27 protein-coding genes and 1 pseudogene are annotated in these 22,033 nt (G+C 67.9%); 20 read left to right on the top strand and 8 right to left on the bottom strand.

All coding sequences use genetic code 11. The annotated features are described in order from the left end of the window. The first annotated feature begins 22 nt into the window (after nucleotides 1-22). The 14 genes from map (at nucleotide 23) to EV645_RS08540 (ending at nucleotide 8,969) form a co-directional block, all read left to right on the top strand. The gene (map, locus tag EV645_RS08605) at nucleotides 23-844 is read left to right on the top strand and encodes a type I methionyl aminopeptidase (protein WP_130441468.1); all 822 of its coding nucleotides are present in this window, start codon (nucleotides 23-25) and stop codon (nucleotides 842-844) included. A 64-nt stretch (nucleotides 845-908) separates the two neighbouring features. Next, nucleotides 909-1,355 carry a DUF1707 SHOCT-like domain-containing protein gene (locus tag EV645_RS08600; protein ID WP_130441466.1) on the top strand — a complete coding sequence of 149 codons (447 nt, stop codon included), beginning with the start codon at nucleotides 909-911 and terminating at the stop codon, nucleotides 1,353-1,355. Beyond that, nucleotides 1,352-2,161 (top strand): hypothetical protein, encoded by an 810-nt coding sequence (locus EV645_RS08595; protein WP_130441464.1) that lies wholly within the window; start codon nucleotides 1,352-1,354, stop codon nucleotides 2,159-2,161. The genes EV645_RS08600 and EV645_RS08595 overlap by 4 nt, the downstream gene beginning before the upstream one ends. Nucleotides 2,162-2,259: 98 nt before the next feature. Continuing rightward, nucleotides 2,260-2,481: a translation initiation factor IF-1 gene (gene infA, locus EV645_RS08590; protein WP_012923661.1), complete on the top strand. Its 222-nt coding sequence runs from the start codon at nucleotides 2,260-2,262 to the stop codon at nucleotides 2,479-2,481. Between the two features lie 33 nt (nucleotides 2,482-2,514). Further along, on the top strand, nucleotides 2,515-2,628 hold the full coding sequence (rpmJ, locus tag EV645_RS08585) for a 50S ribosomal protein L36 (protein ID WP_008361054.1): 114 nt from the start codon (nucleotides 2,515-2,517) through the stop codon (nucleotides 2,626-2,628). A 182-nt stretch (nucleotides 2,629-2,810) separates the two neighbouring features. Further along, on the top strand, nucleotides 2,811-3,182 hold the full coding sequence (rpsM, locus tag EV645_RS08580; RefSeq protein ID WP_130441462.1) for a 30S ribosomal protein S13: 372 nt from the start codon (nucleotides 2,811-2,813) through the stop codon (nucleotides 3,180-3,182). A gap of 35 nt (nucleotides 3,183-3,217) precedes the next feature. Further along, complete coding sequence (gene rpsK, locus EV645_RS08575; protein WP_130384622.1) at nucleotides 3,218-3,625, top strand: 30S ribosomal protein S11; 408 nt, start codon at nucleotides 3,218-3,220, stop codon at nucleotides 3,623-3,625. A 26-nt stretch (nucleotides 3,626-3,651) separates the two neighbouring features. Next, on the top strand, nucleotides 3,652-4,260 hold the full coding sequence (rpsD, locus tag EV645_RS08570) for a 30S ribosomal protein S4 (RefSeq protein ID WP_130441460.1): 609 nt from the start codon (nucleotides 3,652-3,654) through the stop codon (nucleotides 4,258-4,260). Between the two features lie 103 nt (nucleotides 4,261-4,363). Further along, complete coding sequence (locus EV645_RS08565) at nucleotides 4,364-5,389, top strand: DNA-directed RNA polymerase subunit alpha (RefSeq protein ID WP_130441458.1); 1,026 nt, start codon at nucleotides 4,364-4,366, stop codon at nucleotides 5,387-5,389. 68 nt (nucleotides 5,390-5,457) lie between these two features. After that, complete coding sequence (gene rplQ, locus EV645_RS43345) at nucleotides 5,458-6,144, top strand: 50S ribosomal protein L17, sunset domain variant (protein WP_130441456.1); 687 nt, start codon at nucleotides 5,458-5,460, stop codon at nucleotides 6,142-6,144. A 70-nt stretch (nucleotides 6,145-6,214) separates the two neighbouring features. Continuing rightward, entirely contained in the window at nucleotides 6,215-7,027 is an 813-nt protein-coding gene (gene truA / locus EV645_RS08555) for a tRNA pseudouridine(38-40) synthase TruA (RefSeq protein ID WP_130441454.1), read from the top strand. Beyond that, nucleotides 7,020-7,634, top strand: coding sequence for a class I SAM-dependent methyltransferase (locus EV645_RS08550; protein ID WP_130441452.1), 615 nt, complete (start codon nucleotides 7,020-7,022; stop codon nucleotides 7,632-7,634). The genes truA and EV645_RS08550 overlap by 8 nt, the downstream gene beginning before the upstream one ends. Before the next feature lie 20 nt (nucleotides 7,635-7,654). After that, on the top strand, nucleotides 7,655-8,209 hold the full coding sequence (locus EV645_RS08545) for a SigE family RNA polymerase sigma factor (RefSeq protein WP_242000278.1): 555 nt from the start codon (nucleotides 7,655-7,657) through the stop codon (nucleotides 8,207-8,209). Continuing rightward, nucleotides 8,202-8,969, top strand: coding sequence for a hypothetical protein (locus EV645_RS08540; RefSeq protein ID WP_130441448.1), 768 nt, complete (start codon nucleotides 8,202-8,204; stop codon nucleotides 8,967-8,969). Before EV645_RS08545 ends, EV645_RS08540 begins: the two co-directional genes overlap by 8 nt. Here EV645_RS08540 and EV645_RS08535 read toward each other — a convergent pair whose 3' ends face one another. From EV645_RS08535 to EV645_RS08525, 3 genes are read right to left on the bottom strand one after another with little or no spacing between them, the layout of a single operon-like run. Beyond that, the gene (locus EV645_RS08535) at nucleotides 8,970-10,136 is read right to left on the bottom strand and encodes a hypothetical protein (RefSeq protein WP_130441446.1); all 1,167 of its coding nucleotides are present in this window, start codon (nucleotides 10,134-10,136) and stop codon (nucleotides 8,970-8,972) included. It lies immediately after the preceding gene. Beyond that, nucleotides 10,133-10,333 (bottom strand): hypothetical protein, encoded by a 201-nt coding sequence (locus EV645_RS08530; RefSeq protein ID WP_130441444.1) that lies wholly within the window; start codon nucleotides 10,331-10,333, stop codon nucleotides 10,133-10,135. Before EV645_RS08530 ends, EV645_RS08535 begins: the two co-directional genes overlap by 4 nt. 31 nt (nucleotides 10,334-10,364) lie before the next feature. Further along, nucleotides 10,365-11,471, bottom strand: coding sequence for a hypothetical protein (locus EV645_RS08525; RefSeq protein ID WP_130441442.1), 1,107 nt, complete (start codon nucleotides 11,469-11,471; stop codon nucleotides 10,365-10,367). Nucleotides 11,472-11,524: 53 nt separating this feature from the next. Between EV645_RS08525 and EV645_RS08520 the strand changes: the two genes are divergently transcribed. After that, nucleotides 11,525-13,207, top strand: coding sequence for an ABC-F family ATP-binding cassette domain-containing protein (locus tag EV645_RS08520; RefSeq protein WP_130441440.1), 1,683 nt, complete (start codon nucleotides 11,525-11,527; stop codon nucleotides 13,205-13,207). Between the two features lie 36 nt (nucleotides 13,208-13,243). On the opposite strand, the gene EV645_RS08515 is transcribed toward EV645_RS08520, so the two are convergent. Both EV645_RS08515 and EV645_RS08510 read right to left on the bottom strand, forming a co-directional pair. Further along, complete coding sequence (locus EV645_RS08515) at nucleotides 13,244-14,251, bottom strand: glycoside hydrolase family 18 protein (RefSeq protein ID WP_130441438.1); 1,008 nt, start codon at nucleotides 14,249-14,251, stop codon at nucleotides 13,244-13,246. Next, nucleotides 14,248-14,796 (bottom strand): TetR/AcrR family transcriptional regulator, encoded by a 549-nt coding sequence (locus EV645_RS08510; RefSeq protein WP_242000277.1) that lies wholly within the window; start codon nucleotides 14,794-14,796, stop codon nucleotides 14,248-14,250. The genes EV645_RS08515 and EV645_RS08510 overlap by 4 nt, the downstream gene beginning before the upstream one ends. Nucleotides 14,797-14,918: 122 nt before the next feature. On the opposite strand from EV645_RS08510, the gene EV645_RS08505 reads away from it, so the two are divergent. After that, the gene (locus tag EV645_RS08505) at nucleotides 14,919-15,374 is read left to right on the top strand and encodes a nuclear transport factor 2 family protein (RefSeq protein ID WP_130441436.1); all 456 of its coding nucleotides are present in this window, start codon (nucleotides 14,919-14,921) and stop codon (nucleotides 15,372-15,374) included. Between the two features lie 341 nt (nucleotides 15,375-15,715). Here the strand turns inward: EV645_RS08505 and EV645_RS08500 are convergent. Together EV645_RS08500 and EV645_RS08495 are read right to left on the bottom strand one after the other, a co-directional pair. Next, nucleotides 15,716-15,799: pseudogene (locus tag EV645_RS08500) on the bottom strand (short-chain dehydrogenase); the annotation flags it as partial. A gap of 398 nt (nucleotides 15,800-16,197) precedes the next feature. Beyond that, a complete protein-coding gene (locus EV645_RS08495) occupies nucleotides 16,198-17,484 on the bottom strand; it encodes a citrate synthase (protein ID WP_242000276.1) in 1,287 nt (428 codons plus the stop codon). 276 nt (nucleotides 17,485-17,760) lie between these two features. Between EV645_RS08495 and rplM the strand changes: the two genes are divergently transcribed. From rplM to ilvY, 4 genes are read left to right on the top strand one after another with little or no spacing between them, the layout of a single operon-like run. Beyond that, entirely contained in the window at nucleotides 17,761-18,204 is a 444-nt protein-coding gene (gene rplM / locus EV645_RS08490; RefSeq protein WP_130441431.1) for a 50S ribosomal protein L13, read from the top strand. Between the two features lie 35 nt (nucleotides 18,205-18,239). Beyond that, a complete protein-coding gene (rpsI, locus tag EV645_RS08485) occupies nucleotides 18,240-18,761 on the top strand; it encodes a 30S ribosomal protein S9 (protein WP_130441429.1) in 522 nt (173 codons plus the stop codon). 7 nt (nucleotides 18,762-18,768) lie between these two features. After that, nucleotides 18,769-20,115, top strand: a complete 1,347-nt coding sequence (glmM, locus tag EV645_RS08480) for a phosphoglucosamine mutase (RefSeq protein WP_130441427.1) — start codon at nucleotides 18,769-18,771, stop codon at nucleotides 20,113-20,115. Next, the gene (ilvY, locus tag EV645_RS08475) at nucleotides 20,115-20,936 is read left to right on the top strand and encodes an HTH-type transcriptional activator IlvY (protein WP_130441425.1); all 822 of its coding nucleotides are present in this window, start codon (nucleotides 20,115-20,117) and stop codon (nucleotides 20,934-20,936) included. The genes glmM and ilvY overlap by 1 nt, the downstream gene beginning before the upstream one ends. Here ilvY and EV645_RS08470 read toward each other — a convergent pair. Continuing rightward, on the bottom strand, nucleotides 20,866-21,930 hold the full coding sequence (locus tag EV645_RS08470; protein ID WP_130441423.1) for a LacI family DNA-binding transcriptional regulator: 1,065 nt from the start codon (nucleotides 21,928-21,930) through the stop codon (nucleotides 20,866-20,868). The genes ilvY and EV645_RS08470 overlap by 71 nt on opposite strands. Between the last annotated feature and the right edge of the window lie 103 nt (nucleotides 21,931-22,033).

Below are 22,033 nucleotides of genomic sequence, written 5' to 3'. Positions count from 1 at the left end.
GTCACCGAGTAAGTAAGGCGAGATGTTCAGGGACCGCGGAATCGAGATCAAGACCCGCGAGCAGATTCTGGCGATGCGCAAGGCCGGCCTGGTGGTCGGCCGCACGCTGGAGTTGCTCCGCGGGCAGGTCAAGGCCGGGATCAGCACCGGCGAGCTGGATGCTATCGCCGAGGACAACATCCGGTCCTCCGGCGCGACCCCGTCGTTCAAGGGGTACCACGGCTTCACCGGCTCGATCTGCGCGTCCGTGAACGACGAGATCGTGCACGGCATCCCGGGCGGTCGGGTGCTGGCCGACGGCGACCTGATCTCGATCGATTGCGGCGCGATCGTGGACGGCTGGCACGGCGACGCCGCGATCACCGTCCCGGTGGGCGAAGCCGCGGACGAGCTTCTCGAGCTCGCGCGGATCTGCGGGGAGTCGATGTGGCGCGGGTTCGCCGCGGCGCGGCTCGGCGGCCGGCTGACCGATATCTCGGCGGCGATCGAGGCGCATGTCCGCGCCAATTCGTCGTACGGGATCGTCGAGGACTTCGTCGGGCACGGGATCGGCTCGGCCATGCACCAGCCGCCGAACGTGCCGAACTTCGGCCGCCCGGGCCGCGGTCCGAAGCTGGTCGAGGGGATGGCGCTCGCCGTCGAGCCGATGCTCACGCTCGGCAAGCAGGACAACCACACGCTCGAGGACGACTGGACGGTCGTCACCGACGACGGCCGGTCGGCCGCGCACACCGAGCACTCGTTCACTCTCACTCCGCAAGGGCCGTGGGTGCTGACCGCGATCGACGGCGGCGAGTCCAAGCTGGCCGAGCTCGGGGTCAAGTTCGGCCCACTGGCTGATTGACGGACCCCGGGGGTCCACCCGTCGGGGGACGCGGATCGGACCGTAGCTGAGGCACACTTGAGACATGCCTCAGTACCAGCCGTACCAGCGTTTCACCGAAGCCGACCGCGACAAGATCGCCGGACGGTTGCGGGATGCGTTCGCGGACGGCCGGCTGGATCAACCCGAGTTCTCCTCCCGCCTCGACCGGCTCTACACCGTCCAGACGTACGGCGAGCTCGAGCCGCTGGTGCGGGACCTGCCGCCGGTGAGCACGTACAAGACGCCCGAGGTCGTGCAGGACACCAAGCCGGCCCCCGCACCCGGTGACTTCCCGGAGCGGAAGAAGGACAGCCACCCGCACAAGCGCGGTAACGCGGTCGGCGGCTTCACCGGCGTGGTGTTGATCAACGTCGTGATCTGGTTCGTGATCGGTCTCGGCAACGGCGGCCACTGGCCGTCGTTCTGGCCGGTCTGGCTGCTGATTCCCTGGGCGATCATCGCCCTCGGCGGCCTCGGCAGGCGCCGTTGACGGCGGCCCCGGTCAGTCGCCGCGTCGCCGCCCCACGGCTTCGGCCGGATTGGGCGTGGCAGCTGCATCACGGATCCGCGGTCGTCTACGTGATCTGGTTCGCGATCGCCGTGCCGCTGGCGATCGTCGGTCTGCTGCTGGAGCCACGCTGGGTCGGCTGGTTCGTGCTGATCTGGTTCCTGGTGCTGATCGGGTTCACGCTGGCGCTGCGGATCGGTGACGGCCGCCGTAAGCAGTCGTGGGCCGACACGGCGCACCAGCTCGGCTGGCGGATCAGCGCATCGGGGGAGGAACTGCGGGATCGTTGGCCGTTCCCACCGTTCGACGTCGATCCGGGCGCCGCGATCGTGGACGTGACCACGGGCCGGCACCGCGGCCGGGAGTTCTGGACCGGCCGGTTCCGGCACAAGGTACGGCGACGTGAGCTCGGCTTCGACTTCCTCGACCTCCAGGTGGATAGGCCACTGCCGCCGCTGCAGGTGCTGCCCGCGGGTCTTTCGCCCGTTGCGGCGGCCAGCCTGCTGCCTCTGCCGCTCACCCTCGACGGGCTGTCGGCGCAGTACCGCTTGTTCAACGGCCGCGAGGACCACGCGATGGCGATGCTGCACCCGCGGGCGGTCGAGGCGCTGGCCGACGTGCCGCCGTTCGGCTTCAGCTGCGAAGGGCGGCGATTCGTCGCGATCCTCCCGGCGTACCGCGATTCCGTCACTGCGCTCGCACAGCTGGATGCAGCCTGTGATCTTCTGGATCTGATGCCCGAACAGGTGTGGCGCGCGGGCGAGCAGTGGGCGGCCACCAATACCTGACCGGAGAGCTCGATTGGGTTTCCTGTGGGTGCGTGGCGTACACTTTTTCCTTGGCTCTTTGTAGCCATAGCCAGTCACGTCTACAGAAGTGCGAGGACATGCCCAAAAAAGAGGGAGTAATCGAACTCGAGGGCACCATCGTCGAGGCCCTGCCGAACGCGATGTTCCGTGTTGAGCTGTCCAACGGGCACAAAGTGCTCGCGCACATCAGCGGCAAGATGAGGCAGCACTACATCCGGATCCTCCCCGAGGACCGGGTCGTCGTGGAGCTGTCGCCGTACGACCTCACCAGGGGTCGGATCGTCTATCGGTACAAGTAAGACCCACCAACACCTGTCGAAGAAAGTAGCTCGATGAAGGTCAATCCGAGCGTCAAGAAGATCTGCGACAAGTGCAAGGTGATCCGCCGTCACGGCCGGGTCATGGTGATCTGCGAGAACCCGCGGCACAAGCAGCGGCAGGGCTGACAAAGCTCGACGCAGTACACAGGCACTTTCGCACCACAGCGCGCACGCTCATCCGGGAGAACTTCCCGGATGTTGCCCCCGGAACAGAGGCCGGGGCCCTGCCGGTGAAAACAATTTCTCACCGAGGCGGGCGGGGACGCGGCGCGCCACCACACCTCTGCTGACGAAAGGAACACCGCCACATGGCACGCCTCGTAGGGGTCGACCTGCCGCGCGACAAGCGCATCGAGGTCGCTCTCACCTACATCTTCGGTGTAGGTCGTACTCGCGCCCTGAAGACGCTCGAAGCCACCGGTATCTCCGGTGACAAGCGCGTCCACGAACTGGGCGACGACGAGCTGGTGAAGCTCCGGGACTGGATCGAAGGCAACTACAAGATCGAAGGTGACCTCCGTCGCGAGGTGACCGCGGACATCCGCCGCAAGATCGAGATCGGGTCGTACCAGGGTCGCCGGCACCGCAGCGGCCTGCCGGTGCGTGGTCAGCGCACGCGGACCAACGCCCGTAGCCGCAAGGGTCGCCGTAAGGCGATCGCCGGCAAGAAGAAGAAGTGACCCGGATGACCGTCGACCCCAGGAGCAACTGACCTATGCCTCCCAAGAGCCGCAGCGCGGCCGGCGCGAAGAAGGTGCGCCGCAAGGAGAAGAAGAACGTGGCCGCCGGCCACGCGCACATCAAGAGCACGTTCAACAACACGATCGTGACGATCACCGACCCGACCGGCGCGGTCATCTCGTGGGCTTCCGCGGGAACCGTCGGCTTCAAGGGTTCGCGCAAGTCGACCCCGTTCGCCGCGCAGATGGCCGCCGAGGCTGCCGGACGCCGCGCGATGGAGCACGGCATGCGCAAGATCGACGTGTTCGTCAAGGGTCCCGGCTCCGGCCGTGAGACCGCGATCCGTTCGCTGGGTGCCGTCGGCCTCGAGGTCGGCACCATCCAGGACGTCACCCCAGTCGCCCACAACGGATGCCGCCCGCCCAAGCGGCGCCGGGTCTGACCCCAGAGAGAGGAAGGTAGCGAACCATGGCCCGTTACACCGGACCTATGACCAAGAAGTCGCGCCGTCTCGGGGTCGACCTCGTCGGTGGCGACAAGGCGTTCGAGCGTCGTCCGTACCCGCCGGGTATGCACGGCCGCGGCCGCCCGAAGGAGAGCGAGTACCTGCTCCAGCTGCGCGAGAAGCAGAAGGCGCGTTACTCGTACGGCGTTCTCGAGAAGCAGTTCCGCCGGTACTACGAGGAGGCCTCGCGGCGCTCCGGCAAGACCGGTGACAACCTGCTGCAGATCCTCGAGTCCCGCCTGGACAACGTGGTCTACCGCTCCGGCCTGGCCCGGACGCGCCGGCAGGCCCGTCAGCTCGTCGTCCACGGTCACTTCACCGTGAACGGCGTCAAGGTGAACATCCCGTCGTACCGGGTGGCTGCTCACGACATCATCGATGTCAAGAAGAAGTCGGTCGAGACGACGCCGTTCATCATCGCCCGCGAGGCGCACGCAGAGCGTGTCGTCCCCGCGTGGCTCGAGGTGATGCCCGAGCGGTTGCGGATCCTCGTCCACCAGCTGCCGACCCGGCAGCAGATCGACACCCAGGTCGCCGAGCACCTGATCGTCGAGCTCTACTCGAAGAACTGACCGCGTGCCGGCCGGTGGCCCCAGGGCCGCCGGCCGGTCCGGTGTCTTCTTCACCCCTCGCGACCTCAAATAGTGGTCGTCGCGACAGAGAAGGAACACGAAGTTGCTTATCGCACAACGCCCCACCCTGACCGAAGAGGTCGTCGACGAGTACCGCTCGCGGTTCGTGATCGAGCCGCTGGAGCCGGGCTTCGGTTACACCCTCGGTAACTCGATCCGCCGGACCCTGCTGTCCTCCATCCCGGGTGCAGCCGTCACCAGCATCAAGATCGACGGTGTCCTGCACGAGTTCTCGACCGTTGCCGGGGTCAAGGAAGACGCCACCCAGCTGATCCTGAACCTGAAGGACCTGGTCGTCTCGTCCGAGCACGACGAGCCGGTCACCATGTACCTGCGCAAGCAGGGCCCCGGTGACGTGACCGCCGCCGACATCGCGCCGCCGGCCGGTGTCGAGGTGCACAACCCGGACCTGAAGATCGCCACCCTGAACGAGAAGGGCCGGCTCGAGATGGAGCTGGTCGTCGAGCGCGGCCGCGGTTACGTGTCCGCCGTACAGAACAAGTCCGCTGACGCCGAGATCGGCCGGATGCCGGTCGACTCGATCTACTCGCCGGTGATGAAGGTGACCTACAAGGTCGAGGCCACCCGTGTCGAGCAGCGCACCGACTTCGACCGCCTCGTGGTCGACGTCGAGACCAAGCAGTCGATGCTGCCCCGCGACGCCGTCGCGTCGGCCGGTAAGACCCTGGTCGAGCTGTTCGGTCTGGCTCGCGAGCTGAACGTCGAGGCCGAGGGCATCGACATCGGCCCGTCGCCGGTGGACGAGCAGATGGCCGCCGACCTGGCCCTGCCGGTCGAGGACCTGCAGCTGACCGTCCGGTCGTACAACTGCCTGAAGCGCGAGGGCATCCACACCGTGGGTGAGCTGATCTCGCGCAGCGAGCAGGACCTGCTGGACATCCGGAACTTCGGCTCCAAGTCGATCGACGAGGTCAAGCTGAAGCTGGCCGAGATGAGCCTGTCGCTGAAGGACTCCCCGCCCGGGTTCGACCTCCGCGCCGCGTCCGGTGCCTACGGCAACGAGGCGGACGACGAGGACGAGAGCTTCGCCGAGACCGAGCAGTACTGAGCTGACCAAGGCCCGTCGGGCCCTACACCCCTTCGGCCCGACGGGCCTTAGAATTCTGGAGTTATGAGATGCCAACCCCCACCAAGGGTGCCCGGCTGGGCGGCAGCCCGGCGCACGAGAAGCTGATCCTCAGCAACCTCGCGACGTCGCTGTTCGAGCACGGCGCCATCACCACCACCGCGGCCAAGGCCAAGCGCCTGCAGCCGCTGGCGGAGCAGATGATCACCAAGGCGAAGCGTGGTGACCTGAACTCGCGCCGTCAGGTGATGAAGCGGATCAAGGACAAGAGCGTCGTGCACGTGCTCTTCACCGAGATCGGCGAGCGGTACGCCGACCGTCCGGGTGGCTACACCCGGATCACCAAGCTCGGTCCGCGCAAGGGCGACAACGCCCCGATGGCGAAGATCGAGCTGGTCGAGGCGCTGGCCGACTCGCCGAAGGCGAAGAAGACCGCCAAGAAGGCTCCGGCCAAGAAGGCGGCAGCTCCGAAGGCCGAGGAGAAGGCTGACGAGCCGCAGGACGGATCAGTCCAGGACGTCGTGGCCGGGAAGTTCGACAACTCCGCCGCCCCGCTCGAGGACGGCTCCGCGCCCGAGGGCTTCACCATCAAGGGCAACGAGAACTCGATGAAGTTCCACACCACCGAGTCGCCGTGGTACGACCAGACGGTCGCCGAGGTCTGGTTCAAGACCGAGGCGGACGCCGAGGCCGCGGGCTTCGCCAAGGCCGGCGAGACCGAGGACGACGACAAGTAAGCACTCCTTCAGTGCTCCTCAGGGCCCCCTCACCGCACGGTGAGGGGGCCCTGTTGCGTTAGATTGCCGTGTGCGTTGGCGGATAGACCTCAGGTACGACGGAACGGGCTTCCACGGCTGGGCGCGTCAAGAGGGACTCCGTACCGTGCAGGGCACGCTGGAGGAAGCGATCCGCGTCGTACTGCGGCTCCCGGAGCCGTTGACCGTGACTTGTGCCGGCCGGACTGACACGGGCGTGCACGCTCGCGGCCAGGTCACCCATGTGGACGTCGAAGGCGCTGTAGACCCGCTGAGGCTGCTGAGAGGGCTGAATGGCGTCCTGCCCGAGGACGTAGCTGTCACAGCCGTCACGGCGGCTCCAGAGGGCTTTGACGCCAGGTTCTCCGCTTTGGCCCGCCGGTACGTGTACCGCCTGTGTGACGACCCGGCCGGCTGGGACCCGCTGACCCGGGGACATGTACTCCGGGTAGGGCGGCCGCTCGACGTGGACCGCATGAACGCCGCCGCGGCCGGTCTGCTCGGTGAGCACGACTTTGCGGCGTACTGCAAGAAGCGGGAGGGTGCCAGCACAGTGCGGGCGCTGCTGGACTTCTCGTGGCACCGGACGGGTATCGGCCAGCTGGAGGGCACTGTGATCGCGGATGCCTTCTGTCACTCGATGGTGCGTGCCCTGGTCGGTTCGATGATTCCGGTGGGCGACGGACGGCGGGACGTGGAGTGGCCGGGCGTCGTACTGGCTGGGAAGGTGCGGGACTCGGCTGTGTCCGTGCTGCCGGCGCACGGGCTGACGCTGGAGGAAGTGCGATACCCGGCGGACGACGAGCTGGCCGCACGGGCATTGCAGGCCAGGCAGGTCAGGGGAGAGGTGCATCAGCGTGGGTGACCACTTCTTCTCTGCGGACCCGCAGTCGGCGGACGTACGGCGTACCGTCGAGGCGCGGATCTGGGGGAAGCCGTATGTCTTCACGACGGCGACCGGTGTGTTCTCCCGGGACCGTCTGGACATCGGTACGGCGGTGTTGCTGCGGGAGACCGAGCCGCCGAAGCAGGCCGGTACGTTCCTCGACCTGGGCTGTGGCTACGGGCCGATCGCGTGTGCGCTGGCAGTGGAGGTCCCGAAGGCGACGGTGTGGGCGGTCGACGTGAACAACCGGGCGCTCGAGCTGACCGGGGTGAACGCGGCGGCCGCTGGAGTGGCCGAGCGGGTGCATGCGGCGCTGCCGGACGACGTACCCGGGGACGTGCTGTTCGACCAGATCTGGTCCAACCCGGCGATCCACATCGGCAAGCCGGAGCTGCACAAGATGCTGCTGCGCTGGCTGACTCGCCTTGCCCCCGGCGGCGTGGCATGGTTCGTCGTCGGCAAGAACCTTGGCGGCGACTCGTTGCAGCGCTGGCTGACCGAGCAGGGCTACCCCTGCGAGCGGATCGGCAGCGCCAAAGGGTTCCGGGTACTGCGTGCAACGAACGCGGCCCCGGCGCCGTCCTGAGGGGTATGGAGGCAGCCTTGGTGGCAGCGGAGGCACGGACAGGGCCGCTTGACTTCGAGGTGTGGGTCAGCGAGAAGGCGGACGCCCTGCTGCGGTTCGCCTATGTCCTGACCGGAGACGCCAGCCTGGCGGAGGACGCCGTACAGGATGCGCTGACGACTGCCTGTGCACGTTGGGGCCGGGTGAGCCGGGCCGACGATCCTGAGGCGTACGTGAAGCGGATGGTCGTGAATGCGCACATCTCCTGGTGGCGCAAGTTCCGTCGCCGTGAGGCGCCCGCTGCGGATCCGGTGCGGACTGCGCGAGCTGTTTCCGACGGTACGTCGGCACGCGCCGAGTCGGAGGCGATCTGGGCGCTGTGCGCGACCCTGCCGGACAAACAGCGAGCAGCCGTCGTACTGCGGTTCTACGAGGAGCTGTCGTACGCCGAGATCGCGCAGCTGCTGCACTGCGCCGAGGCGACCGCACGGTCGCATGTCCATCGAGCATTGGCTGCATTGAAGACCACGCTGAGCACTGAGAACACTGAGAGCACTGAGAACACTAGGAGCACGGAAGGAGCCGAGGATGCCTGAGCACGACCCTGAGCAGGAGCTCGGCCCCAAGTTCACGTCTGCCCTGCACAACCAGGCCGGCGTACAGAACGACCTGCAGACGACCGGACTGGCCCAGGAGGCCCGTCGACGTGTCCACCGGCGTCGTCAGACGTGGGCGGTGGCAGCCTGTGCCGTGCTGGTTGCCGGTGCGATCGGTGGTGTGTGGAGCTTTGCCGGCGGAGAGTCGCCGGTTGCCACGAGCAACAGCGACTCCAGCGGGGACAGCAAGGCCGCGGCTACGAACAAACCGGAAGGAGTGGCGCCCTCTGTGCAGGCACAGGTTGGGTGTCCGGTAGACCATCCGGTCCTGACGGCTCCTGGTCCGGACGCTGTGCCGGCCGGCACCGGGCTCGACCTGAACACGATGGTGACCGGGCTGCGTGCCTGCCGCTACGGCTTCGCCGAGGGCGAGACCGGGCTGCTCGGGCAGGAGTCGTTCAACGCCGCGACCGCGCAGCAGGTGGTGAACGAGATCAAGGTGCTGCCGGAACGGAACGCGAAGCTCCCGGTGTTCAAGTGCGCGCCGCAGGTCTCGAAGCCGTCCGAGGCGATCGTGCTCCGGTTCGACACCGCGGCCGGCATCCGCGAGATCTGGGTCTGGTACGACGGCTGCGAGTCGGCCGGGTTCTTCACCGGCACGCACACGTACGGCCTGTTCTCGGCGCCGCTCAAGCTGTTCATGACCGGGTCGGTCCGCCCGTCCGGCGGCACCTACCTGGACGCGCTCAAGGACTGGTAGCTACTCGACTCCGCGCTGTCCCTTGCGGGTCGAGCCGATCTCGCGCACGTTGTTGGGTCGCTCACCGGCACCAGCCGCTGAATCCGTGTGCTGGCTCGGTGCCGTGTGCGACCACAGGAACTGCTGCAGCTTGGCAATCTCCTGCTCGCGCTCGTTCGGGTAGATCTGCGTGCGCAGCCCGTCGTAGTTCTCCTGTTCGCGGCCGGCGACCGGTTGCTGCGCCGGCCAACCCCGCTCGGCCCAGACCTGCCGCATGCCCTCCTCCCGGTCGAGGAACGTCTCCCGCAGCGAATCGGGCAGTTCGGGCGGCTCTACCCCCGGGTGCTTCGTGTTCCACGAGTCGTAGTGGGCCTTGATGTCCTCGAGATTCAGGTCGAACTCGATCGCGGTCAACTCGGCGGCGTCGTGGCCCCAGTTCAGCTTCGAGCCCTGGTGCGTCAGCTGGCTCCACTCGGTCATGGTCAGGCCGCTGAGCCCGCGCCGCAGTGATCCGGTCAGGTCCTGGCGCAGCTGATCCCTGTGCGACTCGGGCACCCGGTCGCCGAGCTGGGTCTCGATCACCCGGTCGGCGATCACGTTGAACCGCTGCGAACGATCCGTGCTCTCGAGCAGGTCGCGGAGCTCGCCGGGTCCCAGATCGGTCGGTCTGCTCAATGAGGACATCAGCCGGTCCGTGGCCGTCGTGTACGCCGGGAACGCCGGGAAGCTGTCCACCGGCAGGTCCTGCTCGGTCAGGCTCTCAGCGATCCGGCCGCCGTACGTGCTCGTGAAGCGGTCGGCGAGGGCGCTCTCGAGGGCGATGTCCTCGAGCGACCCGATCGGCGACGCACCGGGGCCGGTGTCGTCTCCTAGGGCGGACAGCGAGGCTCGCGCCCTGAACACCGCCATCCTCGTCGCACCCCCGGCCGCGTAGCGCTCGTCGTGGGTAAGCGAATGGCCCTCGGTGTAACCGGGACGGGCCGGGTCGAGGACGTGTTCCCGGCTGATCGTCATGCTGCCGTCGGCCTCGATGACGCCGGCGATCGCTCCCGGCTGGTCGTACAGCCTCCCGTTCCAATGGGAGGGCCGTCCGGCGAACTCCTCGGTCTTGGTGACGACCGAGGCGAACCACTGGTACTCCCAGGTGCCCGGGAGGATCTCCTCACCGCGCTCGGGCATCCCGTTCATCGGCTCTCCCCGGCGATCAGCTGGGCGATCGAGCTGTTCATGAGCAGTACTGCGGGCCGCTCGTCCGGAGCGGCCTGCGGTACCAGATCGCCGATCCGCTGCAGTGTCTGCTGCAGTACGGCGATCCGCTCCTGCCCCGTGGCAGTCGACAACATTGCTTCGGCGTACAGCCGCTGCGCCTCTTGATATGCGTCCATCGGCGCCGATCATTCCGCGTCAGAGGGTCGCCTACCGGGCCGCTCCGCCATCCGTCCGGGACCTGTCCGGCCGCCAGCCGCCCCAGGCCACTGCAGGCCCTGACGCCGCCGCCGCAGCGCCGCCGGCAGCACCAGTCCCGCCCGCGGCACCGCCTAGTCGCCCACTGGCCGAGCTGTCCACGAACCGGCGCAGGTGTGCAGTCTCCAGGTCCGTCGAGCGCCCGTAGTGCGCCTCGATGCGCTGTACCAGCGCCGTCTGCTCTGCTGACATCGGCATCCGCGGCGGGTGCTCGCCGTACTGCCGGTAGTGCTGCTCGACCGTGCCCAGCTCCTGCTCCAGCCGCTGCACCGCCCTGGTTGCGCTCTCACGACCCCGTGCGGCCAGCTGGACCGGGAGCTCCGTCTCCGCCGTGTAGGCAGCGAGCCCGCCGAGCTCCTCCTTCAACGGCTGACTCAGCTGGAGCCTGATCTGCGACCGGTGCTCCGGCGGCATCAGACCCGCCAGCCGGGAGTCGATGACGACATCGGCCATCGCGTTGTACCGCTGCACGAACGGAGTCTGGTCGACGGCGGTCCAGACCTCGTGCTGCGACCGGCCGCTGATCGTGTGCAGACCGTGCAGCACCCCTTCGATGCCGGCCTGGTACCCGGCGTACGGCATCACCGCGTGCACCTCGAGGATCCTCGGGACAGCCTTGTCCATCCCGATGTCCTGGATGACCGGGTCGGCGATCCGGTCCCTGTTGCTGTCGGCAAGGCCCTCGATCACCGCCTCCGCCTCCGGCGAGTAGAAGCGGACCGCATCGGGTGCGTGCTCGTCGCCGGCAGGGTGCTGGTGGTGGTCGGTCTCGTGGATCACGGTCATCGCGCCGATCCGGGCCCAGCCGACCGTGTCGAGGTCGAGCGGCCCGGTTGCGTCGTACGCGCGCATCACCGGCTCGAGGACGAGCTCCCGGCTGACCGTCATCGGCCCGTTGTACTCCGCCGTCGCACCGGTGCCGCTGTGCTCGTCGTACAGCCGGCGGTTCCAGGACGACGGCACGCCGGCACGGCGCTCGACCGCGGCCACGATGCTTGCGACCCACTGGTACTCCCGCGTGTGGGGGAGGATCTCGCGTCCTCTCACGTTGCGCGGCACCGGCAAACGATAACCGGTCGCCGGGGCGGGGGCCGGGCGGTCAGACTGGGGGGATGGGTCACGTGGATGTAGGTGGAGTCGGGTACGAGCTGCCGGACGGGCGGGTGTTGCTGGACGACATCACGTTCCGCGTCGGCGACGGCGCGAAGGTCGCACTGGTCGGTGCGAACGGCTCGGGCAAGACCACGCTGACCCGGATCATCGCGGGCGACCTGAAGGCCCACAGCGGCAGCATCTCCCGGTCCGGTGGGCTGGGGGTGATGCGGCAGTTCGTTGGCTCGGTGCGGGACTCGTCGACCGTTCGCGACCTGCTGATGGCCGTCGCGCCGGAGCGGATCCAGCAGGCCGCGGCCAAGCTGGACAAGGCCGAGCTGGTGATGATGGAGGACGACACCGAGAAGACCCAGCTCAAGTACGCACAGGCCGTGTCGGACTGGGGCGAGGTCGGCGGGTACGACGCTGAGGTGTTGTGGGACGTGTGTACGACGGCTGCGCTCGGCGTGCCGTTCGACCGGTGTCGCTGGCGTGAGGTGAAGACGCTGTCTGGCGGCGAGCAGAAGCGCCTGGTCCTGGAGGCCCTGCTGCGCGGACCGGACGAGGTGCTGATCCTGGACGAGCCGGACAACTACCTCGACGTACCGGGGAAGCGCTGGCTCGAGGAACAGCTGCGTACTAGCGACAAGACCGTGCTCTACATCAGCCACGACCGGGAGCTGCTGGCCAACACCGCTACCCGGATCGTCACCGTCGAGCTGGGGGCCGCCGGCAATACGGCGTGGACGCACGGCGGCGGCTTCGCGACGTACCACGAGGCGCGGCGGCACCGGTTCGAGCGGTTCGAGGAGCTGCGCAAGCGGTGGGACGAGGAGCATGCGAAGCTCCGCGCGCAGATGCTGATGTACAAGCAGAAGGCGGCGTACAACTCCGACATGGCGTCGCGCTACCGCGCGTCCCAGACCCGGCTGCGCAAGTTCGAGGAGGCTGGGCCGCCGCAGGCGTTGCCGCGCGAGCAGAAGGTCAGCATGCGCCTCACCGGCGGTCGCACCGGCAAGCGGGCCGTTGTGTGCACACAGCTCGAGCTGACCGGTCTGATGAAGCCGTTCGACCTGGAGGTCTGGTACGGCGAACGTGTCGCCGTGCTGGGATCGAACGGGTCCGGGAAGTCACACTTCCTGCGGCTGCTCGCCAACGGTGGGTCGGATCCGGATGTGGAGCACCAGCCGGTCGGTGAGGTGAAGATTGCTCCGGTGGCGCACACCGGTCACGCGAAGCTCGGCGCGCGCGTACGGCCCGGTTGGTTCGCGCAGACGCACGAGCATCCGGAGTTGATGGGCCGGACGTTGCTGGAGATCCTGCACCGCGGTGACGACCACCGTGAGGGCATGGGGCGTGAGCTGGCGTCACGGAAGCTGGATCGGTACGAGCTGGCGCATGCGGCCGAGCAGACGTTCGACAGCCTGTCCGGTGGGCAGCAGGCCCGGTTCCAGATCCTGATGCTCGAGCTGTCCGGTGCAACGCTCCTCCTGCTCGACGAGCCGACCGACAACCTGGACGTGGAGTCCGCGGAGGCGTTGGAGGAGGGGCTGGACGCCTTCGACGGCACAGTGCTCGCGGTGACCCACGACCGGTGGTTCGCGCGCGGCTTCGACCGTTACCTCGTCTTCGGCGCCGACGGCTCTGTCTACGAGCCGGACGAACCAGTCTGGGACGAGGGCCGCGTCGAGCGGGCTCGCTAGGGCTTGCTAGGGCGCGCTAGGGCTCGCTAGGGCTTGCTAGGGCGCGGCGCACCAGCCGTCGCGGTAGGCGGTCCAGTTGTCTTCGGTGGCGGCGAAGTCGACGTACAGCGCCAGTCCGAAGTTCTGGCGGGTTGAGTTGCTCAGGCCGAGGCGGGCGCCGCGGACTGCTGCGGTGACCGTCTCGGCGTGACCCCAGTGGGACGGATTGCTCTCCCAGTACGCCGGGAGGCCCATGAGGAGGACGGTGTTCGGGGGAGTGACCTCTAGCGCCAGCTTGGTCTGCTTGGCGACGTACCCGCCGTACAAGGACTCCAGTGGCATGGCGGTGTCGTAGGACATGATGGCGATCTGGTCGACCCGGCTCGCCACCTTGGCGAAGTACTCCTGCGACCACCACTTGTCGATCGGGATCGCGTGCAGGTACCAGAGTGGGTCGATCTGCGCGGCTGCGACCGAGAGCGTGGTTTTGAGCGCGCGGGTCTCGTCGAGGACCGCCAGGTAGCCCTTCGAGCCGGAGCGGACCGGCTCGAAGTCGTAGTGGATGCCCTGGAAACCCTGTGCCAGCACGGCTTTCGCCGACTCGACCACCTGTCGGCGTACGGCGGGATCGTCGAGGTTCATGCCGGGGTTCTTGCCCGGTTGTACGACGTCGCCGAGCCAGGCCTGCACGCGTACGGCGGGGGCCGCCGCGTGCATCGCGTCGACGAACCAGCGCGCCTTCGGCGAAACCTTTGCCAACGGCAACGAACCGTCGTGCTCGAGCGGGCCGGTGTGTACGTATACATCGCGGATGCCGGTGGTTTGCAGGCGCTGGGCCAGTGCGGTGACGTCGGCGGCGGTTTTGCGGCCGTCGACCCACGCGTGGCCGAGCCAGAGTGCGTCGTGGTTGCGGGTGCGCGCCTCTGCGGACGGCTCACCGGCGTACTGCAGTCGCAGTGAGGCCGCATAGGTGGTGAGGGGGGCGATCACCACAACCACGACGGCGAGCGTGACCGAGACGAGGACTCGGCGGAGGCGGGACCAGGAGCGCCAACGGCGTCTCACGAATGCGGCGCCAGGCCGTCGTAGATCAGGGCGAGCATCCGGTCGCGCACCGGCGGCTCGAGCTTGGCCGCGGTCGCGCCGCGGGAAGCGCCGATCATCAGCGCATACACCTCGGCCATCTCCGCGTCCGACCGCACTGAGCCGGTCCGCTGCGCTGCGGTAAGTAGGCCGTTGAATGCCTCTCGCATGCCGCGACCCGCCGCCCGCGCTTCCTCGCCGGCAGCTGCTCCGGCCGCCGTCAGCGCCTCGCCGATCGCCAGCTTCGACGCCGACTCGGACACGACCTGCGTGAAGAACTCGAAGAACGCCTTCCCGGGATCGTCGCTGCCGGCCAGCTCGAGCGCGCGGTCCCGCAGGCGCTCGAGTCGCAACGTCAGCACGGCCTCGAGCAGCTCGGTCTTGGTCGGGAAGTGCCGGAACACGGTCGCGATGCCGACTCCCGCAAGCCGCGCGACATCGTCGGTGGACGCGCTCGGCGATTGCCCGAAGACATCGTCCGCCGCGGTCATGATCCTCGCCCGGTTGTCGCGCGCGTCTGCTCGCACCCCAGCTCCCCTTCGTCGCCCTCAGCCTAAGAGACGCCGCGAACCGGCCCGGGGTTGTAAACGAAGTCGTTACTCCATATATTCGATAGTCATCACTCCGTTTATCTCCTGTGAGGAACCCGATGACTCCCGAAGAGGTCTTCCTGAAGCTGGTCCACGGCGTCGCCGACCGCGACTTCGCCGTACTGCCCGAGCTGTACGCCGAGCAGACCGACGTACGGCACCCGATGAACCCGTACGGCGACCACCCGGTGCTGTCCCGCGCCGCCCTCGCAGAACACTTCGGCGTGAACGGTCCCCGGGTGAGCGAGCTGGTCCGCTTCCAGCCGGCCAACATCCGGGTCCACCAGACCGCCGACCCCGAGGTGATCGTCGCCGAATTCGACTACGCCGGTACCGTGCTCGCCACCGGTGAGCCCTTCACCGCCCCCGCCATCTTCGTACTCCGCGTCCGCGACGGCCTGATCGTCGAGTCCCGCGACTACATCGACCACCTGGCAATGATCCGAGCCCGCGGGCAGGTCGACCAACTCATCACCCACCTACGGGAACCAGCCACCGCTCCAGCAGCGTCCTAGTCCCCAGAGGCGCCAGATGGCCCCGGACCGAGCACCAAGCCCGCCCGGGGCCATCTCCAATTCACCACACTCCGCCCACCGGCGCCGCCGAAAGGACACCGCTCCGCCGCGGCTGTCTTGCAGGCCGCCTCCGGCGGCCTGCGCGAATCGCATTTCCGGGTGGATGTGGTTGGTGCGGGTGTTGCACGTCCTGGGCGGGAAAGCACGCCGCTGCGCGGGCTGCGCCGTCGACTGCATCCGGCGGCGTACCCGGACCGCATGCGCCTGGATGTGATCGGCGCCGGGGTGCTGCCCGTCGAGGACCTGGTGGAGCTGGCCTCGCACCCGCTCGGGTGGCGCTGCTCGGCGAGCCCGAGAGCGATTCCCTTCCCAACCCCACGACTCGCCCCCGTGACGAGCGCAACCTTCCCCACCAACGTCGCCATTCACCGAACTAACAGCCCCCACAGACAGAAAACGCCGACGTGCCTCCACCTGTCGAGTCGTGTGATTTGGCGAGGACCCCGATTGTCGAGTCGTCGATTCAGGCGGCCGGAGAGGCCCCAAATCCACGACTCGGCGAAACGGGTGGTCGCCAAATCACACGACTCGGCGAGAAGGGGGGCGACCGCGTCGGCCGAGCGAGGCAAGGGGCTGCGGAAGGGCTGCGGAGGCGCTGCGGAGAGGGCTGCAGGAGGGGGCTGCAGGAGGGGGCTGCAGGAGCGGCGGTGGGTGCGGGCAGGAGGCGGGTCGCCGCGAAGGGGGTGCGCCGCGGGTCGAGTACGTCGCTTGACGACAACAGCCCCCTCGACCAGATGGTCGAGGGGGCTGTTTCAAGCGAAGGTCAGCGGTCGCCCATGGGGACGTACTGGGTGCCTCGTTCGCCGGTGTAGATCTGTTTGGGGCGGGCGATCTTCTGGTCGCCGTCGCCGAGCATTTCCAGCCACTGGGCGAGCCAGCCGGAGGTGCGGGGGATGGCGAACAGGACGGTGAACATCTCCGGCGGGAACTGCAGGGCCTCGTAGATCAGGCCGGAGTAGAAGTCGACGTTCGGGTAGAGCTTGCGGGAGACGAAGTACTCGTCCTCCAGCGCGATCTTCTCCAGCTCGACGGCGATCTTCAGCAGCGGGTTGATGCCGGTGACCTCGAAGACGTCGTCGGCGGCCTTCTTGATGATCTTGGCGCGCGGGTCGTAGTTCTTGTAGACCCGGTGGCCGAAGCCCATCAGCCGCTCTTCGCCGTTCTTCACGCCCTCGATGAAGGACGGGACGTTGTCGACCGAGCCGATCCGGCGGAGCATCTTCAGCACCGCCTCGTTGGCGCCGCCGTGCAGCGGGCCGTAGAGCGCGCCGATCCCGCCGGCCACCGCGGTGTACGGGTCGACCTGGGTGGAGCCGATCGCGCGGACCGCGTTCGTGGACGCGTTCTGCTCGTGGTCGGCGTGCAGGATGAACAGGATCTCCAGCGCCCGCACCAGGCGGTCGTCGGCGGCGTACTTCGGCTCGCTCATCTTGAACAGCATCGACAAGAAGTTCGCCGTGTAGCTGAGCTCGTTGTCCGGGTACACGTACGGCTTGCCCTGCGCGTGCCGGAACGCGAACGCGCCGAGCGTCGGCATCTTCGCGATCAGCCGGCGGATCTGCAGCGCCCGCGACTCCTCGTCGAAGATGTTGCGCGACTCGGGGTAGAACGTGGACAGCCCGCCGACCGAGGCCAGCAGCATGCCCATCGGGTGCGCGTCGTACCGGAAGCCCTGCATGAAGGTCTTCAGGTTCTCGTGCACGAACGTGTGATACGTCACGTCGTGTGCCCAGGCCTCGTACTCCGCCTTGTTGGGCAGCTTGCCATTCACCAGGAGGTATGCGACCTCGAGGTAGTTGGACTGCTCGGCGAGCTGCTCGATCGGGTACCCGCGGTACTCCAGGATGCCCTTGTCGCCGTCGATGAAGGTGACGGAGGAGCGGCAGGACGCGGTGTTGACGAAGCCCGGGTCGTAGGTGGCCAGGCCACCGTCGCCGTCGGATGCGCTGATCTGCTTGAGGTCGGCGGCACGGATGGTGCCATCGGTGATGGCAAGGTCGAAGTCCTTGCCGGTCCGGTTGTCCCGGACGGTGAGCGACTGTTCGGTCACAATGCCCTCTTCGGAAGCTGGCGTCATCGCCTGGATGAATGAGGGTAGATCAGCCGGCGGGACGCGGGTTCGGACTGCAATCTTCACCGCTAAACTAGTGCGGTCCTCAGCTGCTTCCAAGCCGGGGTCCCCTCGGCGTGTGGGCTCGCTTTGACCCACGCGTGCCGTCGCCGGTATTCTGGGCTGCTGTTGTGCGTTCCAGGTCGATGCCGTGTCGGCTGACCGCTCGCCGACGTCCAGTTTTAGTCAACCTCTGAGAAACGAAGGTCAACGACCGTGCGCACGTACAGCCCGAAGCCTGCTGACGTCACTCGTGAGTGGCACGTGATCGACGCCACCGACGTCACGCTCGGTCGGCTCGCCGTCCAGATCGCCACCCTGCTGCGCGGCAAGCACAAGCCGACGTTCGCACCGCACGTGGACGGCGGCGACTTCGTCATCGTTGTCAACGCCTCCAAGGTTGCCCTGTCGGGCACCAAGCGGACCGACAAGCTGGCGTACCGCCACTCGGGTCACCCGGGTGGTCTGACCGCGACGCCGATCGGCGAGATCCTCGACAAGGACCCGCGTAAGGCCGTCGAGAAGGCCGTCTGGGGGATGCTGCCGAAGAACCGTCTGAGCCGGAAGCTGCTGACCAAGCTGAAGGTGTACGCCGGCCCGGAGCACCCGCACACGGCCCAGCAGCCGAAGCCGTTCGAGATCACCCAGATCGCCCAGTAAGCGATCGACGAACCAGGTAAACGAGGATTCACAGCGTGAGCGACATCACCACCGAGACCGAAGAACTCGACACCGAGGTCCCCATCGACACCGAGGGCCCGGTCGCCTACACCTCCGAGACCAACCCGGCTCCGGAGCAGCGCGCCGAGCAGGGTCGGGTCGCGGTCATCAACCCGGCCGGCGCCACTGGTCGCCGCAAGGAGGCCGTCGCCCGCGTCCGGATCGTCCCGGGCACCGGCAAGTGGAAGATCAACGGGAAGGACCTCGACGTCTACTTCCCGAACAAGGTCCACCAGCAGCACGTGAACGAGCCGTTCGTCGTCGCGGGCCTCGAGGGCTCGTACGACGTGATCGCCCGGATCAACGGCGGCGGTATCACCGGTCAGGCCGGTGCGCTGCAGCTCGGTGTCGCCCGCTGCCTGAACGCGGCGGACCTCGAGGCCAACCGCCCGGGTCTGAAGAAGGCCGGTCTGCTCACCCGCGACGCGCGGATCAAGGAGCGTAAGAAGGCCGGTCTCAAGAAGGCCCGTAAGGCGCCTCAGTACAGCAAGCGCTGATCACCTGATGGGGCGTTTGTTCGGCACGGACGGAGTCCGTGGCCTGGCGAACGTGGACCTGACCGCGGAGCTGGCGCTCGACCTCTCGGTCGCGGCAGCTCACGTACTCGGCGAGGCCGGTGCCTTCGAAGGGCACCGGCCGCGCGCCGTTGTGGGCCGGGATCCTCGTGCCAGTGGTGAGTTCCTCGAAGCCGCCGTTGTCGCTGGTCTTGCCAGCGCCGGCGTCGACGTCGTCCGGCTCGGCGTACTGCCGACCCCGGCCGTCGCGTACCTGACCGGCTCGACCGGCGCCGATCTCGGTGTGATGCTGTCCGCCAGCCACAACCCGATGCCGGACAACGGCATCAAGTTCCTGGCCCGCGGCGGGATCAAGCTCGACGACGTGATCGAGGACGCCATCGAGGCCCGGATGAACGAGGAGTGGCAGCGTCCGACCGGCGCTGCCGTGGGCCGGGTCACCGACGACGGGCAGGGCTTCGAGACATATGTCTCGCACCTGGTCCGCTCGGCCCCGAACCGGTTCGACGGTCTCAAGGTCGTCATCGACTGCGCCAACGGCGCGGCCTCGCAGACCGCGCCGGAGGCACTGCGCCGGCTCGGCGCCGAGGTGGTCACGGTTGCCGCGGCTCCGGATGGCCTGAACATCAACCTGAACTGCGGATCCACGCATATCGAGGGTCTGCAGCGTGAGGTGATCGGTCACCGCGCCGACGTCGGCATCGCGCTCGACGGCGACGCGGACCGCTGCCTGGCGGTGGACGCGAGCGGCGAGCTCGTCGACGGCGACCAGATCCTCGCCGTACTGGCGCTCGCGATGCGCGACAGCGGCCGGCTGTCGAACGACACGGTCGTTGCGACCGTGATGAGCAACCTGGGCTTCGTCCAGGCGATGGTGCGGGAGCGGATTGCGGTCGAGCAGACCAAGGTCGGCGACCGGTACGTGCTCGAGGCAATGAAGGCCGGCGGCCACAAGCTCGGCGGTGAGCAGTCCGGGCACGTGATCCTGTCCGACCACGCCACCACCGGCGACGGCACGCTGACCGCGGTCATGCTGCTGGCCCGGATCGCGCAGACGGGGAAGAGCCTGGCCGACCTGGCCGGCGCGATGACCCGCCTCCCGCAGGTCCTGGTCAACGTGAAGGACGTGGACAAGGACCGCGCGGGCACCGACGCCGCGGTCCAGTCTGCCGTGGCCGAGGCGACGAACCGCCTGGGCGACACCGGCCGGGTCCTGCTGCGCCCGTCGGGCACCGAGCCGCTCGTCCGCGTCATGGTCGAGGCCGAGTCCTCGGACACCGCACACGAGATCGCCCATTCACTGGCCGACGTGGTTGCGACTTCGCTGAAGTTGTAGTGGAGCATCGAGAGCTGGAGCTGTTCCTGCATTTGGCGCGGACGCTGAACTACGGACGCACCAGCCTCGAATGCCACGTCAGCGCGGCGACGCTGACCCGCACGATCCAGCGACTGGAGACGCGGGTCGGCGCGCGGTTGCTGGATCGGGGACCGCGGGGCGTCGTACTGACCGAAGAGGGTCGCCGGTTCACGGCGTACGCCGAGCAGGCGCTGGAGCTGTGGGACGACTATCGAGCGGCGTCCGACGAGCCGGTCGGGCTGACCGGCGACCTGCGGATCTTCGCCACAGTCACGGCATGCCAGACACTGCTGCCTGACCTTCTCAAGCCCTTGCGCGCAACGCATCCGCAGATCCGGCTCGACGTACGGACGGGTGACGCGGCCGCCGCGCTCGCGCGACTCGACGAGGGCGAGGTGGATGCGGCAGTCGCCGGCATCCCGAAGCGCCTGCCGCAGACGTTGGTAAGTCGAACGGTCGCGGTCACAGATCTCGTGCTGGTCCACACGCGGGACACCGAACCAGACGGCTCGTACGTCGTGCCGGCGCGAGGGCTCGTCCGCGAGGCGGCGTACCGCTGGTTCCGCAAGACTGGGACGAAGCCAACGATTGCAGCCGAGCCGGATGGGCATGAAGCGCTGCTCGCCCTGGTAGCCCTCGGATGTGGGACAGGAGTCGTGCCGCGGCTGGTGCTGGAGTCGTCGGTTGTGCGGGAGCAGCTCGTCGAGGTGCCGGGGGAGTTGGAGCCGCTTACGATCGGGCTTTGCGTGCGGCGCGGCGACCTGCGGAGGCCTTTGGTTGCGGCGCTTTGGGGGCTGTGACCGTCGCTCCCGGGAACAGTTTGGCCGGGACCAGTTGGGGTGGGAGTGGGTCGGCGCCTTCGAGTTCGCGGATGAGGGCTTCGGTGCCGAGCTGGCCGAGTTCGGGACCCGGGGTCCGCATCATCGTGAGCTCGGGGTCTGTCATCGCCGCGGTTTCCGGGACCATCAGCAGGGACAGGACCGACATGTCGGCCGGGATGTCGCGGCCGCTGCGCCGCAGGCCGGACACGACGCCGAGCGCGGCGTACTCGTTCAGGACCAGCATCGCTGTCGTCTCGGGATGCTCGGCCAGTAAGCGTTCCGCGGCGAGCTTGCCGGCCTGAGTGGTGTCCGAGCAGGGCAGTACGACGACCGGCAGCCCGTACGACGCCGCGACCCGGCGATAAGCGTCCTCGGTCCGAACCCAGGGACCGTAATCGTGGAAGCGCGGGTCGTCCAGATCGCCCGAAATCAAGGCCATTTCGCGATGCCCGTGGTCGTACAGATGCTTGACCGCATCCTCGACCGTCGTGTCGAAGTCGATGTCCACGTGCGACAAACCCTCGAGCTCGGTCGTCCGGCCGATCAACGCGAACGGCGTCCCGGCCTGCTGCAGTACGTCGACCCGCGGATCGTCCAGCTGCACCTCCATCAGGACGACGCCGTCCACCAGGCCCTGCCCGAGCAGCTCGCGTAGCTCGACCCCGTCGTTGCCGACCGGCCACAGCACCAGGTGGTAATCCTCCTTGCGGGCCGCCTCGGCCGCGCTGGTGAAGAACTCGGCCGTGGACATCCCGAACTTGTGCTCGAGCGCCGGGTACGCCATCGCGATGATGTGGGTACGCCGACTGGCCAGCGCGCGGGCCACCATGTTGCGGCGGTATCCGAGCTCGACCATCGCCTGCTCGATCCGCGCCCGGGTCGCAGCCGTCACCGGCTTGGTGTCGTTCAGCAGGAACGAGACGGTCGCGATCGAAACACCGGCACGCTGAGCGACGTCCCGCATCGTGACCATCGATTCCCTCTCTGAACTCTTGACAGCGATGTGACCTACGGAACATAGTCCTTCAACGCCTCAGTTAAGCGGTTTACCGCCCAATCGACAAGAGCATCACAGG

It is taken from the genome of Kribbella rubisoli (genome assembly GCF_004217145.1).
Lineage (GTDB): Bacteria > Actinomycetota > Actinomycetes > Propionibacteriales > Kribbellaceae > Kribbella > Kribbella rubisoli.
This window is presented reverse-complemented; position numbering and strand designations above follow the sequence as displayed.

What these genes read in the sequence shown, in the direction of transcription:
- map (WP_130441468.1), top strand. Translation starts at nt 23, where the DNA reads ATGTTCAGGGACCGCGGAATCGAGATCAAGACCCGCGAGCAGATTCTG.
- EV645_RS08600 (WP_130441466.1), top strand. Translation starts at nt 909, where the DNA reads ATGCCTCAGTACCAGCCGTACCAGCGTTTCACCGAAGCCGACCGCGAC.
- infA (WP_012923661.1), top strand. Translation starts at nt 2,260, where the DNA reads ATGCCCAAAAAAGAGGGAGTAATCGAACTCGAGGGCACCATCGTCGAG.
- rpmJ (WP_008361054.1), top strand. Translation starts at nt 2,515, where the DNA reads ATGAAGGTCAATCCGAGCGTCAAGAAGATCTGCGACAAGTGCAAGGTG.
- rpsM (WP_130441462.1), top strand. Translation starts at nt 2,811, where the DNA reads ATGGCACGCCTCGTAGGGGTCGACCTGCCGCGCGACAAGCGCATCGAG.
- rpsK (WP_130384622.1), top strand. Translation starts at nt 3,218, where the DNA reads ATGCCTCCCAAGAGCCGCAGCGCGGCCGGCGCGAAGAAGGTGCGCCGC.
- rpsD (WP_130441460.1), top strand. Translation starts at nt 3,652, where the DNA reads ATGGCCCGTTACACCGGACCTATGACCAAGAAGTCGCGCCGTCTCGGG.
- rplQ (WP_130441456.1), top strand. Translation starts at nt 5,458, where the DNA reads ATGCCAACCCCCACCAAGGGTGCCCGGCTGGGCGGCAGCCCGGCGCAC.
- EV645_RS08540 (WP_130441448.1), top strand. Translation starts at nt 8,202, where the DNA reads ATGCCTGAGCACGACCCTGAGCAGGAGCTCGGCCCCAAGTTCACGTCT.
- EV645_RS08535 (WP_130441446.1), bottom strand. Translation starts at nt 10,136, where the DNA reads ATGAACGGGATGCCCGAGCGCGGTGAGGAGATCCTCCCGGGCACCTGG.
- EV645_RS08530 (WP_130441444.1), bottom strand. Translation starts at nt 10,333, where the DNA reads ATGGACGCATATCAAGAGGCGCAGCGGCTGTACGCCGAAGCAATGTTG.
- EV645_RS08520 (WP_130441440.1), top strand. Translation starts at nt 11,525, where the DNA reads ATGGGTCACGTGGATGTAGGTGGAGTCGGGTACGAGCTGCCGGACGGG.
- EV645_RS08505 (WP_130441436.1), top strand. Translation starts at nt 14,919, where the DNA reads ATGACTCCCGAAGAGGTCTTCCTGAAGCTGGTCCACGGCGTCGCCGAC.
- glmM (WP_130441427.1), top strand. Translation starts at nt 18,769, where the DNA reads ATGGGGCGTTTGTTCGGCACGGACGGAGTCCGTGGCCTGGCGAACGTG.
- EV645_RS08470 (WP_130441423.1), bottom strand. Translation starts at nt 21,930, where the DNA reads ATGGTCACGATGCGGGACGTCGCTCAGCGTGCCGGTGTTTCGATCGCG.